14 protein-coding genes and 1 tRNA gene are annotated in these 14,862 nt (G+C 72.3%); 5 read left to right on the forward strand and 10 right to left on the reverse strand.

Going from position 1 to position 14,862, the window contains the following annotated elements; genetic code table 11:
* Positions 1 to 26 precede the first annotated feature (26 nt).
* Positions 27 to 764 (forward strand): response regulator transcription factor, encoded by a 738-nt coding sequence (locus ACTJJZ_RS02245; RefSeq protein ID WP_440719535.1) that lies wholly within the window; start codon positions 27 to 29, stop codon positions 762 to 764.
* A 13-nt stretch (positions 765 to 777) separates the two neighbouring features.
* A complete protein-coding gene (locus tag ACTJJZ_RS02250) occupies positions 778 to 2,436 on the forward strand; it encodes a sensor histidine kinase (RefSeq protein ID WP_440719536.1) in 1,659 nt (552 codons plus the stop codon).
* A gap of 72 nt (positions 2,437 to 2,508) precedes the next feature.
* Here ACTJJZ_RS02250 and ACTJJZ_RS02255 read toward each other — a convergent pair whose 3' ends face one another.
* The 8 genes from ACTJJZ_RS02255 to ACTJJZ_RS02290 all read right to left on the reverse strand — a co-directional run bounded on the left by ACTJJZ_RS02255 (position 2,509) and on the right by ACTJJZ_RS02290 (position 10,758).
* Positions 2,509 to 3,420, reverse strand: a complete 912-nt coding sequence (locus tag ACTJJZ_RS02255) for a universal stress protein (RefSeq protein ID WP_440719537.1) — start codon at positions 3,418 to 3,420, stop codon at positions 2,509 to 2,511.
* A complete protein-coding gene (locus ACTJJZ_RS02260) occupies positions 3,417 to 4,883 on the reverse strand; it encodes an amino acid permease (protein ID WP_440719538.1) in 1,467 nt (488 codons plus the stop codon). The genes ACTJJZ_RS02255 and ACTJJZ_RS02260 overlap by 4 nt, the downstream gene beginning before the upstream one ends.
* Positions 4,884 to 5,073: 190 nt before the next feature.
* Complete coding sequence (locus tag ACTJJZ_RS02265) at positions 5,074 to 6,669, reverse strand: FAD-dependent oxidoreductase (protein WP_440719539.1); 1,596 nt, start codon at positions 6,667 to 6,669, stop codon at positions 5,074 to 5,076.
* Entirely contained in the window at positions 6,666 to 7,559 is an 894-nt protein-coding gene (locus tag ACTJJZ_RS02270) for an FAD:protein FMN transferase (protein ID WP_440719540.1), read from the reverse strand. Before ACTJJZ_RS02270 ends, ACTJJZ_RS02265 begins: the two co-directional genes overlap by 4 nt.
* On the reverse strand, positions 7,560 to 8,039 hold the full coding sequence (locus ACTJJZ_RS02275; protein WP_440719541.1) for an FMN-binding protein: 480 nt from the start codon (positions 8,037 to 8,039) through the stop codon (positions 7,560 to 7,562). It lies immediately after the preceding gene.
* A gap of 168 nt (positions 8,040 to 8,207) precedes the next feature.
* A complete protein-coding gene (locus ACTJJZ_RS02280; RefSeq protein WP_440719542.1) occupies positions 8,208 to 9,245 on the reverse strand; it encodes a ribose-phosphate diphosphokinase in 1,038 nt (345 codons plus the stop codon).
* Between the two features lie 9 nt (positions 9,246 to 9,254).
* Positions 9,255 to 10,685: a bifunctional UDP-N-acetylglucosamine diphosphorylase/glucosamine-1-phosphate N-acetyltransferase GlmU gene (gene glmU, locus ACTJJZ_RS02285; RefSeq protein ID WP_440719543.1), complete on the reverse strand. Its 1,431-nt coding sequence runs from the start codon at positions 10,683 to 10,685 to the stop codon at positions 9,255 to 9,257.
* Position 10,686: 1 nt separating this feature from the next.
* Positions 10,687 to 10,758, reverse strand: a tRNA-Gln gene (locus tag ACTJJZ_RS02290).
* Positions 10,759 to 10,896: 138 nt separating this feature from the next.
* On the opposite strand from ACTJJZ_RS02290, the gene ACTJJZ_RS02295 reads away from it, so the two are divergent.
* Together ACTJJZ_RS02295 and ACTJJZ_RS02300 are read left to right on the forward strand one after the other, a co-directional pair.
* Complete coding sequence (locus ACTJJZ_RS02295) at positions 10,897 to 11,439, forward strand: GNAT family N-acetyltransferase (protein ID WP_440719544.1); 543 nt, start codon at positions 10,897 to 10,899, stop codon at positions 11,437 to 11,439.
* Positions 11,440 to 11,499: 60 nt separating this feature from the next.
* The gene (locus ACTJJZ_RS02300; protein ID WP_440719545.1) at positions 11,500 to 12,009 is read left to right on the forward strand and encodes a MarR family winged helix-turn-helix transcriptional regulator; all 510 of its coding nucleotides are present in this window, start codon (positions 11,500 to 11,502) and stop codon (positions 12,007 to 12,009) included.
* A 7-nt stretch (positions 12,010 to 12,016) separates the two neighbouring features.
* On the opposite strand, the gene ACTJJZ_RS02305 is transcribed toward ACTJJZ_RS02300, so the two are convergent.
* The gene (locus tag ACTJJZ_RS02305) at positions 12,017 to 12,958 is read right to left on the reverse strand and encodes an NADP-dependent oxidoreductase (protein WP_440719546.1); all 942 of its coding nucleotides are present in this window, start codon (positions 12,956 to 12,958) and stop codon (positions 12,017 to 12,019) included.
* Positions 12,959 to 12,978: 20 nt separating this feature from the next.
* Complete coding sequence (locus ACTJJZ_RS02310; RefSeq protein ID WP_440719547.1) at positions 12,979 to 13,932, reverse strand: aldo/keto reductase; 954 nt, start codon at positions 13,930 to 13,932, stop codon at positions 12,979 to 12,981.
* A gap of 128 nt (positions 13,933 to 14,060) precedes the next feature.
* Between ACTJJZ_RS02310 and ACTJJZ_RS02315 the strand changes: the two genes are divergently transcribed.
* Positions 14,061 to 14,831 (forward strand): SDR family oxidoreductase, encoded by a 771-nt coding sequence (locus tag ACTJJZ_RS02315; RefSeq protein ID WP_440719548.1) that lies wholly within the window; start codon positions 14,061 to 14,063, stop codon positions 14,829 to 14,831.
* Positions 14,832 to 14,862: the final 31 nt, after the last annotated feature.

Raw genomic sequence — 14,862 nt, forward strand, 5'->3', positions numbered from 1 at the left:
ATAGGAAATTGAGGAGAATGGTCCTCATGAACGATCACGCCACTGAGCTGCGCCGCCCCGATGGCTCTCCCCTGCGGATCCTCGCGGTCGACGACGAGCCGATGCTCACCGACCTCCTCGCGATGGCCCTCCGCATGGAGGGCTGGGAGGTCCGCACCGCAGGATCCGGACTCGAGGCGCTGCAGGTGGCGCGCGACTTCGGACCCGACGCCCTGGTCCTCGATGTGATGATGCCCGACCTGGACGGGCTCGGGGTCCTCAAGCGCCTGCGCGAGCAGGGCAACATGGTCCCCGTGCTGTTCCTCACCGCCAAGGACGCGGTCGGCGACCGGATCGCCGGCCTGACCGCGGGTGGAGACGACTACGTCACCAAGCCGTTCAGCCTGGAGGAGGTCGTGGCGCGGCTGCGCGCCGTGATCCGCCGCAGCGGCGGGGCCACGGCCGACGCGAGCGACTCGATCCTGCAGGTCGGCGACCTCACCCTGAACGAGGACAGCCACGAGGTCGTCCGCGGGGGCGACGAGATCGAGCTGACCGCGACCGAGTTCGAGCTGCTGCGCTACCTGATGCGCAACGAGCGGCGCGTGCTGTCCAAGGCGCAGATCCTGGACCGGGTGTGGAGCTACGACTTCGGCGGGCGCTCGAGCGTGGTCGAGCTGTACATCTCGTACCTGCGCAAGAAGCTGGACGCCGGACGCGACCTGGCGCTGATCCACACCGTGCGCGGCGTCGGCTACATGATCAAGGCGCCGCAGCAGCCGTGACCCCGGTGCGCCGATGAGCCTGTTCCGCACCCGCGATCGAGGCCCGCTGACCCTGCAGGCCCGGCTGATGGCGGCGGTGACCGGATTCGTTTCGCTCGTGCTGGTGGTGATCGCCATCGCCACGAGCGTGGTGCTCGGCAACGTGCTGAACGGTCGCCTGCAGGACGAGCTCGCCGGCACCGCCAAGAACGTCAGCACCCAGGCCCTGCAGCGGGTGGTTTTCGGGGGCCACGTCACCCCGGACGCCTCTGACCTCGTGGTCGGCTCGACGGGTCTGCAGACCGGGACGCTGGTGATGCTGGTCAGCCCGAGCGGCTCCGCGACCGGCACCGTCGTCACCGCCGATCGGGTCGCGCAGGAGCTGACGCCGCTGCAGATGCATCAGGTCGTCACCGCGCTCTCCGAGCGCAGCTACTCCGCGGACATCGCCGGGCTCGGCGACTACCAGTTCGTGCACCAGCCCATCCCGGCGACCGGGCCGACGCAGTTCGAGGTGATCACCGGACTGCCCCGCGCCACCACCGAGGCGCAGATCACCACGCTGTTCTCGGTCATCGCGATCACGACGATCGGCGGGCTGATCCTGCTCGCCCTGTCGACCGCGATCACGATCCGCCTGGCGCTGCGTCCGCTGCGCGAGGTCGCCGCGACGGCCAATCGCGTCGCCAACCAGCCGCTGGACCGCGGCGACGTCTCGATCACCGAACGGGTGCCGGCGGCCGAGGCGGATCCACGCACGGAGACGGGTCTGGTCGGCGCGGCCCTGAACACGCTGCTGGACCACGTCGACGCCTCTCTCGCGGTGCGCCAGCGCAACGAGGAGCGGATGCGGCAGTTCGTCGCGGATGCGAGTCACGAGCTGCGCACCCCGCTGTCGTCGATCCGCGGCTACTCGGAGCTGTCGCTGCGCGCGCTCGACCGCTCGGCCGCCCCGGAGGACGCGGCGACCGCTTCGGCGCACACGGCCCTGGAGCGCATCCAGGCGCAGTCGCTGCGGATGACCAGCCTGGTCGAGGACCTGCTGCTGCTGGCCCGGCTCGAGGAGGGCCGCGAGCTCACGCTGTCGACGGTGGACCTGTCCCGACTCGCGATCGAAGGCGTCGAGGACGCGCGGCCCACGGCGATGGACCACGAGTGGTCGATCGCGGTGCCCGAGGAGCCGGTCGAGATCATCGGCGACGCCGGGCGGCTGCAGCAGGTGATCACGAACCTGCTCGCGAACGCCCGCACCCACACCCCGGCGGGCACCAGGATCGAGATCGAGATCGCCGAAGAGGGATCCGAGGCCGTGCTGCGCGTACGCGACGACGGACCCGGGATCGACCCCGCGGTGCGGGATGAGCTGTTCTCGCGCTTCGCCCGCGGGGACCGCTCGCGCAACCGCGCAACCGGCGGATCGGGGCTCGGCCTGTCCATCACGAAGGCCATCGTCGAGGGCCATGGCGGCACGATCGCGGTGCAGAGCCACCCGGGTTCGACCGTGTTCACCGTGCGGCTGCCGCGCACGCCCGTCGCGCCGCGGGATCCCGCGAGCACCGAGCCCTCGGCGCCGGCACCGGGTCCCGGCGAGCAGCACCACGTCGCCCGCGGCGGCCAGGGTGCCCCCGTCGCCCCCGGCGGCCAGAGCGCCCAGGGCGGCCATCAGATGGACCGCACGATCGGCGGCCACTAGCCCGGGCACGGCGCTCCCGCGCGGGCACGGCGAGGACCGGTGCCTCCCCGCCGGGAGCGCCGCCGGATCGCGTCAGGCCGAGGACGGCAGCGCCGCCCGCGGAACCACGACGACCGGGACCGTGGCACTGCGCACGATCTTCGTCGCGCGCGTGCCGAGGAAGACGCGGGTGAGCGGGTTGAGGCTGCTGGAGCCGAGGACCAGCAGGTCGCCGTCCTCCCAGCCGATGTCCTGCACGGCGTCCGCCCACGACTCGCCCACGCCGATGACGGCGTCCTCGATCGTCGGCCGCGGCGTGAGCGTCTCGATATCGTCGATGAGCTGCGCGACGTGCGCGCTGATGCTCCTCGACCACTCGCGCAGCACCGGATCCTCGGCCCGGCCTCCCGCCCCCGCCAGGATCCCGAACTCGCTCTCGGGGCGGACGGCGAACGAGGCGACCCGGAGGTCGGCGTGTGCGCGTGCGGCCAGGGGCGCCGCGCTCCGCACCAGGTCGTGGGCGGCGTCGGATCCGCCGTAGCCCACGGTGACGCGGGCGACCCGGGAGTCCAGCGGCGCGCGATAACCGGCCGGCGCGAGCGCGACGGGCACCGGCGAGGCATGCAGGAGCGCCTCGGAGACCGCACCGAGCGCGACCCTGCCGCGTTCGCCGCCGGCGGCGGATCCGACCAGCAGCAGCTCGGGATCCAGCTCGTCCACGAGCTCGAGGATCCCCCGCCGGGCGGAGGACGCGTCGTGCGTCACGAACCGGGCCTCGACCTGCCCGCCCAGCACGCTTGCCGCGTGGTCGAGCACGAGGTCCGCGGCGTCGCGGTTGTGCGCGCGCCATTCGTGGTCGGCACCCCTCGCGTGCGGGTGCGGCCACGAGCCCGAGACGACCGCGGCCACGACGAGGTCGGTGCCGAGCGAGTTCGCGAGCTGCGCGCCGAGGGTGAGCGCGGAGGACGAACGGCGGGCTGGATCCACCCCGACGAGCAGGCTCATCGTCCGCTCCCGCTGTGTCCGCCGGGCTGGCGCACGACCGTGGTGAGCGGCACGTCGGCGGCCAGCGCCGCGTTGCCCGGCTCGAGCGCGGAGCGCCGGCGACCGTAGGCGAAGTAGAACGCCATGAACACGGCGACCCAGATGACGAACACCAGGATCGTGATCGGCCGCAGCTGCGTGATGATCCAGACGCAGCCGAGGATCGACAGGATCGGGGTGATCGGGTACAGCGGCACCGTGAAGCCGCGCTCCAGATCGGGCTCCCGGCGGCGCAGGATGATCAGGCCGACCGAGACCACCAGGAACGCGGCGAGCGTGCCGATGCTGGTCATCTCGGCGAGGAAGTTGATCGGGATCACGCCGGCGAGCACCGCGACGACGGCCGACACGATCACCGTGTTGTGCACGGGGGTGCGGGTGCGGTCGCTGACCTTCGCGAACACGGGCGGGATCATGCGATCGCGGGCCATCGCGAACAGGATCCGGGTCTGTCCGTACAGCGTCACGAGGGTCACGCTGAAGATCGAGATGACGGCGCCGATCGCGAGGACGGTCGCAGGCCACGAGCTGCCGACCACCTCGGCGAGGATCGCGGACAGCCCGGCCTCCTGACCGGCGAACTTGCCCACCGGCTGCGCGCCGACCGCGACCAGGGCGACGGCGATGTACAGCGCGATGACGATGACGAGGGCGAGCAGGATCGCGAGCGGCAGATTGCGCTTCGGGTTCTTCGCCTCCTCACCTGCGGTGGAGACCGCGTCGAGCCCGATGAACGAGAAGAAGATGACGCCGGCGCCGGCCGCGATGCCGCCGATCCCGAACGGCGCGAAGTTCGCGAAGTGGTCCGAGTTCCAGCCGGTCACGCCCACCGCGATGAAGAACAGCAGCACGCCGATCTTGATGCACACCATGACCGCGTTGGTGACGACGGATTCCTTCGTGCCGCGCACGAGCAGGATCGCGCAGAGGGCGATCAGGATCACGGCGGGCAGGTTGACGACGCCGCCCTCCTCGGGGGCGTTGGCGAGGGCTGCGGGCAGGTGCACGCCGAAGAAGTTGCCGAGCAGCTCGTTCAGGTACTGCGACCAGCCGACGGCGACGGCCGCCGCGGAGACGGCGTACTCGAGCAGCAGGCAGGCGCCGACCACCATGGCCGTGCCCTCGCCGAGCGTCGCGTACGCGTATGAATAGGTCGATCCCGAGACCGGGACCGCCCCCGCGAGCTCGGCGTAGCAGAGGGCCGTGAGCCCGGCCACGACACCGGCGATCACGAACGACCAGATCACGGCGGGGCCGGCCATCGGCACGGCCTGCGACATGATGAAGAAGATTCCGGTACCGATCGTGCAGCTGATCCCGATGGCCATGAGCGAGAAGAGCCCGATGGTGCGTTTCAGGGGCGAGTCGGCGGCGCTCCGGTCGATCGGCTTTCGCCGCAGGAGCTGTTGGGTGATCGATGTCATGGGTACCCGTTCGTTCTGGATGCGACGGCGGCTCTGCTCGTCGCAGGCGGAATGCGGCGCGACCGGTTCGGTCCCGATCGCGATGTTCTCCGTTCCATGGTGCCGCCCCTCGTGCACAAAGGGTATGACATCAATGCGGCACGTGTCCTTACCCGGTATGGACCCCCGTCGCCCCCGGCCCGGTGCGCCATCAATACCCCGCGAACGCGTCGGTGGTCACCCGACGCGCCCCGCGCAGCGCCGGGGCGAGCTCCGCGATCAGGCCCGGCGGCCCGGACACGAACGCGTGCCGGGCGTGCAGGTCCGGCACGAGCCGGTGCAGCAGCTCTGCGTCCAGCCGCGCTCCCCCGGCCCACTCCACCGCAGCCGAGTCGGTGGCGGCCCACTCCGCACCGGCCCGCTCCTTCCCCGCCTCGTCCGTGGGCGCCGCTGTCCCTGGCCCGTCCGGGGTGACCACGACGATCCGGGCGCCGGATCCGGCGAGCTCCGGAAGATAGGCGCACTCCGCGGCCGACGATGCCACCAGCACCAGCACCGCGTCGGTCCGGTCCTCGGCCGCCAGCTGTGACAGGAACGGGGTGACCCCGATCCCGGCGGCGACCAGCAGCACCGGGCGGTCCGGGGCCGGCAGCACGAAGTCGCCCCACACGCCGGTCGCAGTGAGCACGTCGTGGCTCTGCAGCGCGCCGAGCGCGCGCTTGTACGACGACCCGCCCTGCGCCGGATCCTGCGCCTCGCGGTACGCGATCCGCACGAACGGCAGCTCGGCGGGCGTGGACACCAGGCTGAACTCGCGCCGGGTGCCGCGGGCGTCGGGCCGCCGGTGCGGCACCTGCAGTTCGAGGTACTGACCGGGCTGGAACCGGAACGGACGGCGGGCGCGGAACGTGAGCTCGCGCACGGTCGGCGTGACCGCGCGGCGGCGCACGAGCGACATCCGGATCCCGGACCGTGCCACCAGGACCGCGGCGAGCAGGTTGCCGACGAGCAGCGCGCGCTCCTGGCCGAGCGTGATGACGCCCAGGCTGATCGGCCACCCCGCGAGGGCGCCCACCACGGTCGCGACGATGAGCTGCTGCCAGCGCCGGGAGGGCAGGGTCAGCGGTTCGCTGAGCATGAACGCGGCGAGGAACAGCATCGGCGACTGCACGGTCACCGCGCTCAGCACGCCGCCGGGGTCGACCGCGAGCCCGGCCGCCGTGGACTGCACGACCGTCCGCACTCCGGCCACCACGACGTACACGACGGCGAACAGCAGCGCGACCCGGATCCGCTCGGTGCGCCAGAGCACCGCGAGGCCGAGCACGAGCACCGGGAGCGCGAGGACCGGCGTGCCCACCCACCAGGCGGAGAAGCCGAGGCCGGTCACCGTGAGCACCGTGGCGCCGACCGCGGCCGGGTTGAACAGATGCCTGCCGCGCCAGACCAGCACGTACTTGGAGAGGGCGGCGACCACGCCGGCGAGCGCGATGCCGCCCGCCTGATCGGGGTTCGCACCCGGCTGCACCACGAACAGCAGGATCAGCGCGGTGAGCAGCGACGACTCGATCCGGCGCGGGATGTGCAGCAGCGCCTGCGCCACGGCGTCGGTGCAGGACGTCGCGAGCGCCAGCACCGCGAGCGTCGCCACGATCTCGAGCGGCGTGGGCGCGATCGCCCCGAGGACGGAGAGGATCACCGCGATCGCGGCGAGAGCGAGCAGCGCGTACAGCGTGAGCCGGTACATCGACAGCCGGCCGAGCGGCGCGAGCACGCGCTGGCGTGCGCCCATCAGCGTCGCGATCATGCGAAGACCTCCACGCGGCTTCCCGCCGCTCCCTCGAGACGGCCGTCGGTCGTCATCCGCAGCCATTCCACACCGTGCCGCTCGGCGAACGCGGATCCTCCCTCGAAGAACAGCGCCGTGGCGGCCGCGTCCGCGAGCATCGCCTCGGGCGCGATCGCCCAGGTCGCCGTGATCGTGCGGACCGGTTCGCCGGTGCGCGCGTCCAGCACATGATGCAGCCCGCCGTGCGCGCCGGGCCACGCCCGCCGGTTCGTCGCGGACGCGCACAGCGCCTCGTCCTGGATGGTCGCCACGCCGATCGCCCTGGCCGGGTCGTACGGATGCTCGAGCGCGACCCGGACGGGCGGGCCGCTCACCCGCAGGTCCCCGCCGGCGTCGACGACGCGCGTCGCGTGCCCGAAGGATCCGAGCAGCCCGTGCACGATGTCGACGAGCCTTCCCTTGCCGAGCGCTCCCACGTCGATCAGCGCGGGCGTGCGCAGTGCCAGTGCCCCGTCGTCCCAGGAGAGCGCGCCGGTCCAGTCCGCGACGGCAGGGCGCGCGCCTCGGTCATCGAAGGAGTATCCGGCGTCGTAGCCGCGCGCGGCGAGGCTGTCACCCACGAGCGGCTGCACCGCCCCGGCGGTCGCGGCGGAGAGGTCCCGGTAGAGCTCGAGCATCGCAGCGGCGTCCTGCGGTGCCGGCACCTCCTGGGGCCGGGCGGCGAGCGCGGTGACCAGCGAGTCGGCGCGGAACCGCGACCAGGTGCGGTCGAAGTCGTCGATCACGCCGAGGATCGCGCGACGCTCGCCGTCCGGAAGCGTCGCTCGCCGCCCGGAGTCCTCGGCTCTGATCTCCGGGGTGACGACCTCCCAGCTCGTGCCGATCGCGTCGAATCGCCAGGCGCTCACTCAGCCGGCGGCTTCGGTGCGGATGGCGGCGATGGCCTGGTTGAACCCCTTGCTCGTGAGCGAGGATCCGGCGACGCGGTCGACGGAGAGCTCGTCGAGCCTCTTGCCGACGACGAGGGCCGAGATGCCGCCGATGAACTGCGCCTGGTAGTGCCTGGTCTCGGACGCCTGCGGCTTTCCGGTCACGCTCACCTTCGTCACGGTGCCCGAGGCCAGCGTGACCGTCACCGAGATCTTCTCGACCGTCTCCGGTGTCTGGTACGAGCCGTCGGCGGTGTACGTGCCGTCCTTGTACGCGCCGGATCCGGCCGGCGCCGACGCGACGGGCGACGAGGGCGCGCTCGCCCCCGCCGTGGACTCCGGCGCGGCGGCCCCGTTCCCGGCCGCGGACGAGGACTCCGCCGCGCACCCGGACAGCAGCAGCGCGCCGGCGACGCCGACGAGAGCGCCTCCCTGACGGACGGTCGACGAGATCTTCATGCCATCAAGCTTCGGCAACACGCCTGTGCGTCTCCTTCACGGCGCCCTTCGACAGGCTCAGGACCGTCGTCGGGATCGGGCGAGGCTCGGGGCCCTTCGACAGGCTCAGGGGCCTTCGCGAGGCTCGGGGCCCTTCGACAGGCTCAGGGGCCGGTGCGGGGGTCGGGGTCAGGCGGCGCCGTCGAACATGCTGGTGACCGAGCCGTCCTCGAATACCTGCCGGATCGCGGTGGCCAGCAGCGGCGCGATCGGGAGGATGCGGAGGCCGGGGAAGCGCCGCGACGCGGACAGCGGGATCGTGTCGGTGACGACCACCTCGTCGATCGCGGGGTCCTGCAGGCGGTCGCTGGCCGGATCCGAGAAGATGGCGTGGGTCGCGGCGACGATGACCTTGCGGGCGCCGTTGGCCTTGAGTGCCTGGGCGGCCTTCACGATCGTGCCGCCGGTGTCGATCATGTCGTCGACGAGGAGGCAGGTGCGCCCGTCCACCGTGCCGACGATCTCGTGCACCGAGACCTGGTTGGCGACCATCGGATCGCGGCGCTTGTGGATGATCGCGAGCGGCGCGCCGAGGCTGTCCGACCAGGTGTCGGCGACGCGCACGCGGCCCATGTCCGGCGAGACGATCGTGAGGGTCTCGCGGTCCTCCGGGGTCAGGGTCTCCTCGAAGTGATGCAGCAGGACGGGCTTGGCGAACAGGTGGTCGACGGGCCCGTCGAAGAAGCCCTGGATCTGCGCGGCGTGCAGGTCGACGCTCATGACGCGGTCGGCGCCGGCGACCTTGAGCATGTCCGCCACCAGGCGGGCCGAGATCGGCTCGCGGCCGCGGCCCTTCTTGTCCTGTCGCGCGTACGGGTAATAGGGGGCGACGACGGTGATCCGCTTCGCCGACGCGCGCTTGGCCGCGTCGAGCATGATGAGGGTCTCCATGAGCCACTCGTTGATGGGGTCGCCGAAGGATTGCACGATGAACAGGTCGCAGCCGCGGATCGACACCTCGAAGCGCGCGTAGAGCTCGCCCGATGCGAAGGTGCGGTGCTCGACGGGGGCGAGCTCTGTGCCGAGCGCGGCGACCACCGCCGCGACCAGCTCGGGATGCGAGCGGCCGCCTGCGACGACGAGCCGCTTCTTGGTCTTCGCGACCAGACCGGGCGCGATGTCGTTGTCGCGATCCAGCTCGACCGTCGTGTTCTTCTTGCGCCCCATCGGACCCGCCTATTCCGCCGATTCGCTCCGCGCCGCAGCGTCTGCCGCGGGCGTGCCTGCTCTGTTCTTCTCGACCCACCCGGCGATGTTCCGCTGAGGTGCGACAGTCATCGCGAGGGCACCGGCGGGGACGTCCTTGCGGACGACGGCTCCGGCGCCGGTCTTCGCGCCGGCACCCAGCCTAACGGGCGCGACGAGCACCGTGTGCGAGCCGGTGTGCACCTCGTCGCCGATCTCGGTGCGGTGCTTGTTCACGTCGTCGTAGTTGGCGGTGATGGTGCTCGCGCCCAGGTTCACGCCGCGCCCCACCGTGGCGTCGCCGACGTAGGACAGGTGCGGGACCTTGGACCCCTCGCCGATCTCGGCGTTCTTGGTCTCGACGTAGGCGCCGATCTTGCCGCCGTCACCCAGACGCGTGCCCGCGCGCAGGTACGAGAACGGGCCGACGGTCGCGCCGGCGCCGATCACGGCCAGCGTCGCCTCGGAGCGGCGCACCTCGGCGCCCTCCCCCACCTCGGTGCTGACCAGCGTGGTGTCGGGGCCGATCGTCGCGCCGCTCGCGACCGTGCTGGCGCGCAGGATGTGCGTGTTCGGCAGGACCGTGACGTCGGGCGCGAGGGTCGCGTCGTCGTCGATCCACGTCGTCGCCGGATCCTGGATCGTGACGCCCTCGAGCTGCCAGCGGCGGACGATCCGCTGGTTCAGCAGACGCCCCACCTCGGCCAGCTGCGCACGGTCGTTCACGCCGTAGGTCACGGTGACGTCGGACACGACCGATGCCGCGATGCGCGCACCGTCCCGGCGCAGCAGACCGGGCACGTCCGTGAGGTACATCTCGCCCTGCGCGTTGTCGACGCCGACGGCGGGGAGGTATTCGCGGAGCACCGCGGCGCGGAACACGTACATCCCGGCGTTGATCTCCTGGATCGCGGCCTCGTCGGCGTCCGCGTCCTTCTGCTCGACGATGCGGTCCACGTCGCCGCGCGCGTCGCGGACGATGCGGCCGTACCCGGTCGGGTCGGCGACCACCGCGGTCATCAGTGTCGCCGCGACGTCCGCCGCCCTGTGCTCGGCCACGAACGCGCTGAGCGTTTCGGCGTCGGCGAGCGGGCAGTCGCCCGAGAGCACGAGCACGTCGCCGTCGAAGTCCGCGGGCAGGGCGTCCAGCGCCACCTGCACCGCACGACCGGTGCCGGGGACGTCGTCCTGGTCGACGAAGACCACGCCGGGATGGTCCGCGGCGAGCGCGGCGACGACCTGGTCGCGCTCGTGCCGCACCACGACCTCGATGTGATCGGCCTGCAGGCGCGCGGCGGTGGTCAGCACGTGGCCGACCAGCGGGCGGCCCGCGACCGGGTGCAGCACCTTCGGCAGTCGGGACTTCATGCGCGTGCCCTGCCCTGCGGCGAGGACGACGATGGCGAGTGTCTTCTCGGTCATGCTCCGCCGCCAGGACTCGAACCTGGACCGAACAGCTCCAAAGGCTGTCGTGCTGCCATTACACTACGGCGGACCGCGCACTCCCGGTCCCCGCGCCTGACGTCGGGCCGAGACCGAGGGCCGCCCCTCAAGTCTGCCATGCACGGCCGGTGTGATCGGGCCGGAACGGCCGCGGAACCTGTTCGCAACACGGCTCGGGCACGGTGAGGGCATGACGATCCTCATCGACCGCGTGCAGGCTGCGACACCCGAGCTGGCCGAGTTCCTCGCGGCGCACCTGCGCGACCTGGAGCCGACCGCTCCCCCGGAAAGCCGGCACGCACTCGGGCTGGACCGGTTGCTCCGTCCCGGCGTCCGCCTGTTCGCCGCCCGGGTGGACGACACGCTCGCCGGCACCGCCGCGCTGGCCGGGCTGGAGCCGGCGCACGAGGAGCTCAAGTCGATGCGGACCGCGCCGTCGCTGCGCGGTCGCGGTGTCGGATCCGCGCTCCTGGACGCCCTCGTGGCGGACGCCCGCGCCCGCGGGATCCGGCGGATCTCGCTGGAGACCGGCACCGCCGACCATTTCTGGGCGGCGCATCGGCTGTACGCGAAGGCAGGCTTCGACGAGTGCGAGCCGTTCGGCTCCTACATCGAGGATCCGCACAGCCTGTTCCTGTCGCTGCGCCTCGACCAGTTCCGCCCGACGGCGCCGTCGGGCCCGCGCCAGGGCGTCGTCGACAGCCCCGACGGAACGATTCCCGCAACCTGGTGACCGCGGCCGCCGCGCCCGCCGCCGCGCAACCGGTCCTGCCGTGGCCGGGATAATGGTGCGATGAGCAACGGGGACGAGCGCGCGGGCGACGAGGTCGACCGGATCGTCGCGGCGTGGAACACGCAGCGGCCGGATCTCGACTTCTCCCCGCTCGAGGTGCTCTCCCGGGTGGACCGGCTGTCGCGGCTGCTCGACCGCGCGCGACGCGACGTGTTCCGCCGCAGCGATCTCGAGACGTGGGAGTGGGACGTGCTGTCGGCCCTGCGCCGGGCCGGCGCCCCGTTCCAGCTCAGTCCCAAGCAGCTGCTGCAGCAGACGCTGGTCTCCAGCGGCACGATGACGAACCGGATCGATCGGCTGGTCGGGCGGCGCCTCGTCCGCCGCGAAGCGGATCCGGGTGACGGTCGCAGCGTGCTGGTCACGCTCACGGACGACGGACGCGTGCGCGTGGATGCCGCGATCACGCGGCTGGTCGACGCCGAGGCGACGCTGCTGGCCGCGCTCCCCCGGGCCGATCGCGAGCGCCTGGCCGCGCTGCTCCGCAAGCTCAGCCTGAGCTTCGGCGCCTGAGCCCCGGTCACGCCTCGGGATCGACGAGCACGACGACCTTGCCGGTCACCCGGCCGGTCTCGACGCGCTCCTGGGCCGCGGCGAGATCCTCGAACCGATACTCCGAGTCGAGATGCACGACCACCAGCCCCTCCTCCGCGAGCTCCGCGATCCGGGCCAGCTGTGCGCCGTCCGCCGCGACCAGGATCCTCCGGATCGGATCCGCGCCCCAGCCGGCGAGCGATGCCTCCTGCGCCGCAGAGAGGCCGGTGATCGTGACCACCGCGGTGCCGGGAGCGACCGCGGGGCGCGGCGGCAGTGCGTCGTCCACGGTGACGATCACCGCGTCCACCGGCGCAATGCCGTCGAGGGCCGCCTCGTCGCGGTAGTCGATGACGTGGTCCGCACCCCACCCTCGGACCAGGTCGTGCTTCGCCGGACTGGCCGTGGCGACGACCTGCGCGCCGCGGGCCTTCGCGAGCTGGATCGCGAAGTGCCCGACGCCTCCCGCGCCGCCGAGCACAAGCACCCGCTGCCCCTCCTCGACGCCGGCCGCGTCGAGCGCCTGCCACGCGGTGAGCGCGGCGAGCGGTGCCGCCCCGGCCTGCGCGTCGCTCCAGGTCGAAGGCGCGAGGGCCAGATCCGCAGCCGAGACGACCGCATACTCGGCGAGCGTGTGCGCCGCGTCGGGGAACGACGCCAGGGCGAAGACCCGGTCGCCCTGGACCCACCCCGAGACTCCGGCGCCGACCGCGTCGACCGTCCCCGCCACATCCCATCCCGGGCGATCCGAGTACCGGATCGGCCCGAAGTCACGGGCAGCCGCACGGATCTTCACATCGACCGGGTTGAGGCCGATGGCCGCCACACGCACCAAGATCTGCCCCGGCCCCGCGGCCGGAGCATCGACATCGTCGACGACGATGACCTCGGCGGCCGGCCCGGCCTCCGTGTATCTCGCTGCACGCATGATCGTCCGCCTCCCCGTGGTCAGACCTGCGCCGGAGTCCACTCGGACACGCTGCGGAGACGCTCCACCTCGTCGTCGGCGAGCTCCAGGCGCCCTCCGGCGAGCAGGTCGGGAACCTGCTCCGCCGTGCGGGCGCTGGCGATCGGCGCGACGACCGCGGGCTGGGCGCGCAGCCAGGCGAGGGCCGTCGCCGTGATCGAGACGCCGTGCGCGTCGCCGACCTCCTCGAGAGCGTCGATGATGCGCAGGCCGTGCGCGGTGGCGTACTTCGCGGCGCCCGCGGCACGCGGCGAGTTCTGTCCCGCCATGTCCGTCGACCGGTACTTCCCGGTGAGGAAGCCGCTCGCGAGGGCGTAGTACGGCACGAGCCCCAGCCCGAACTCCCTCGCGACGGGGATGATCGACTGCTCGACGTCGTTGCGATGCACGAGGTTGTAGTGCGGCTGCACCGCCACCGGCACGGCGGCACCCGTGGACCGGGCGATCCGGATCCATTCGCGGATGCGCTCGGCGGAGTAGTTCGACACGGCGATGTTGCGGACCAGACCGTCCGCGACGAGGTCCCCGAAGGCCGCGACGGTCTCCTCGAGCGGCACCGTCTCGTCATCGAAGTGGGCGTAATAGAGGTCGATCGCGTCCACCCCGAGCCGCCCGAGCGACGCCTCCGCGGCCCGTCGCACGTTCGCGGCGGACAGACCGCGGAACTGCGGATGCTGGCTCACCTTGGTCGCGACCACGAGCCCCTCGGGACGGCGCGAGGCGAGCCACTCGCCGATGATCGCCTCGCTCTCTCCACCGCTGTTGCCCGGCACCCAGGCGCTGTACACGTCGGCGGTGTCGATGAAGTTCCCGCCCCCTGCCACGAACGCGTCGAGCACGGCGAACGACGCGTCGCGGTCGGCCGTCCAGCCGAACACGTTGCCGCCGAGCGAGAGCGGGAAGACGGACAGGTCACTGGATCCGAGGCGAGTCATATCCGGCGCAACCGCCGACCCGCGCGGACTATTTCCCCGTTTCCGATCAGGTCGCGGCCCGGCCGTGGCCAGCCGGCGACCGATTCCTCCATATCGTGGACATGCGACATCCATGAACAGGAGGCGGAATGCGGATCGCAGTGGCAGGCGGAACAGGACGGATCGGGCGGCTGGTCGTGCGGGAGATCGAGCGGCGCGGTCACGAGGCGGTGTCGCTGAGCCGGGGGGAAGGCGCCGATCTGCGCACTCGCGAGGGGCTCGCGGACGCGCTGCGCGGCGCTGACGCGGTCATCGACGTGACGAACCCGTCGGTCGCCACCGTGGCGGAGGCCGAGGAGACGTTCGCCGCGATCACGGGGAACCTGCTGGCAGCCGAGCGCTCGGCCGGAGTCGGCCATCACGTCGCACTCTCGATCACCGCGCTCGACGCCGTCGACGGGAACCCGCACTACTTCGGCAAGCGGGAACAGGAACGCGCCATCCGCGCCGGCGGCGGGCCCTACTCGATCCTGCGTGCGACCCAGTTCCACGACTTCCCGGGGATGATCGCCGACTGGGCGACCGAGGACGGGGAGTCCCTCGTCCCGCCTCTGCTGCTGCAGCCGATCGCACCGCTGGACGTCGCCGTCGCTCTCGTCGAGATCGCGCTGGCCGCTCCGCAGAACGGCACGAGCGAGATCGCCGGTCCGCGCACCGAGATCGCCGGTCCGCGCACCGAGGACGCCGTCGACATGGCCCGGCGCACCTTCGCAGCGCGGGGGGACGACCGGCGGATCAGGGCGGCCTGGCGCGGCTCGGCGATGAGCGTGGAGTTCGCGGGCGAGGTGCTCCTGCCCGGCGAGGGAGCACGCCTCGCCCTCACCTCGTTCGACGATTGGCTCGCCTCCGGCGCGGCCTGACCTCGGTCGGCCGCCGACGGGGCGTGCGGCC

The sequence above is a fragment of the Microbacterium sp. 22242 genome, assembly GCF_052045495.1.
In the GTDB taxonomy this organism is placed as follows: domain Bacteria; phylum Actinomycetota; class Actinomycetes; order Actinomycetales; family Microbacteriaceae; genus Microbacterium.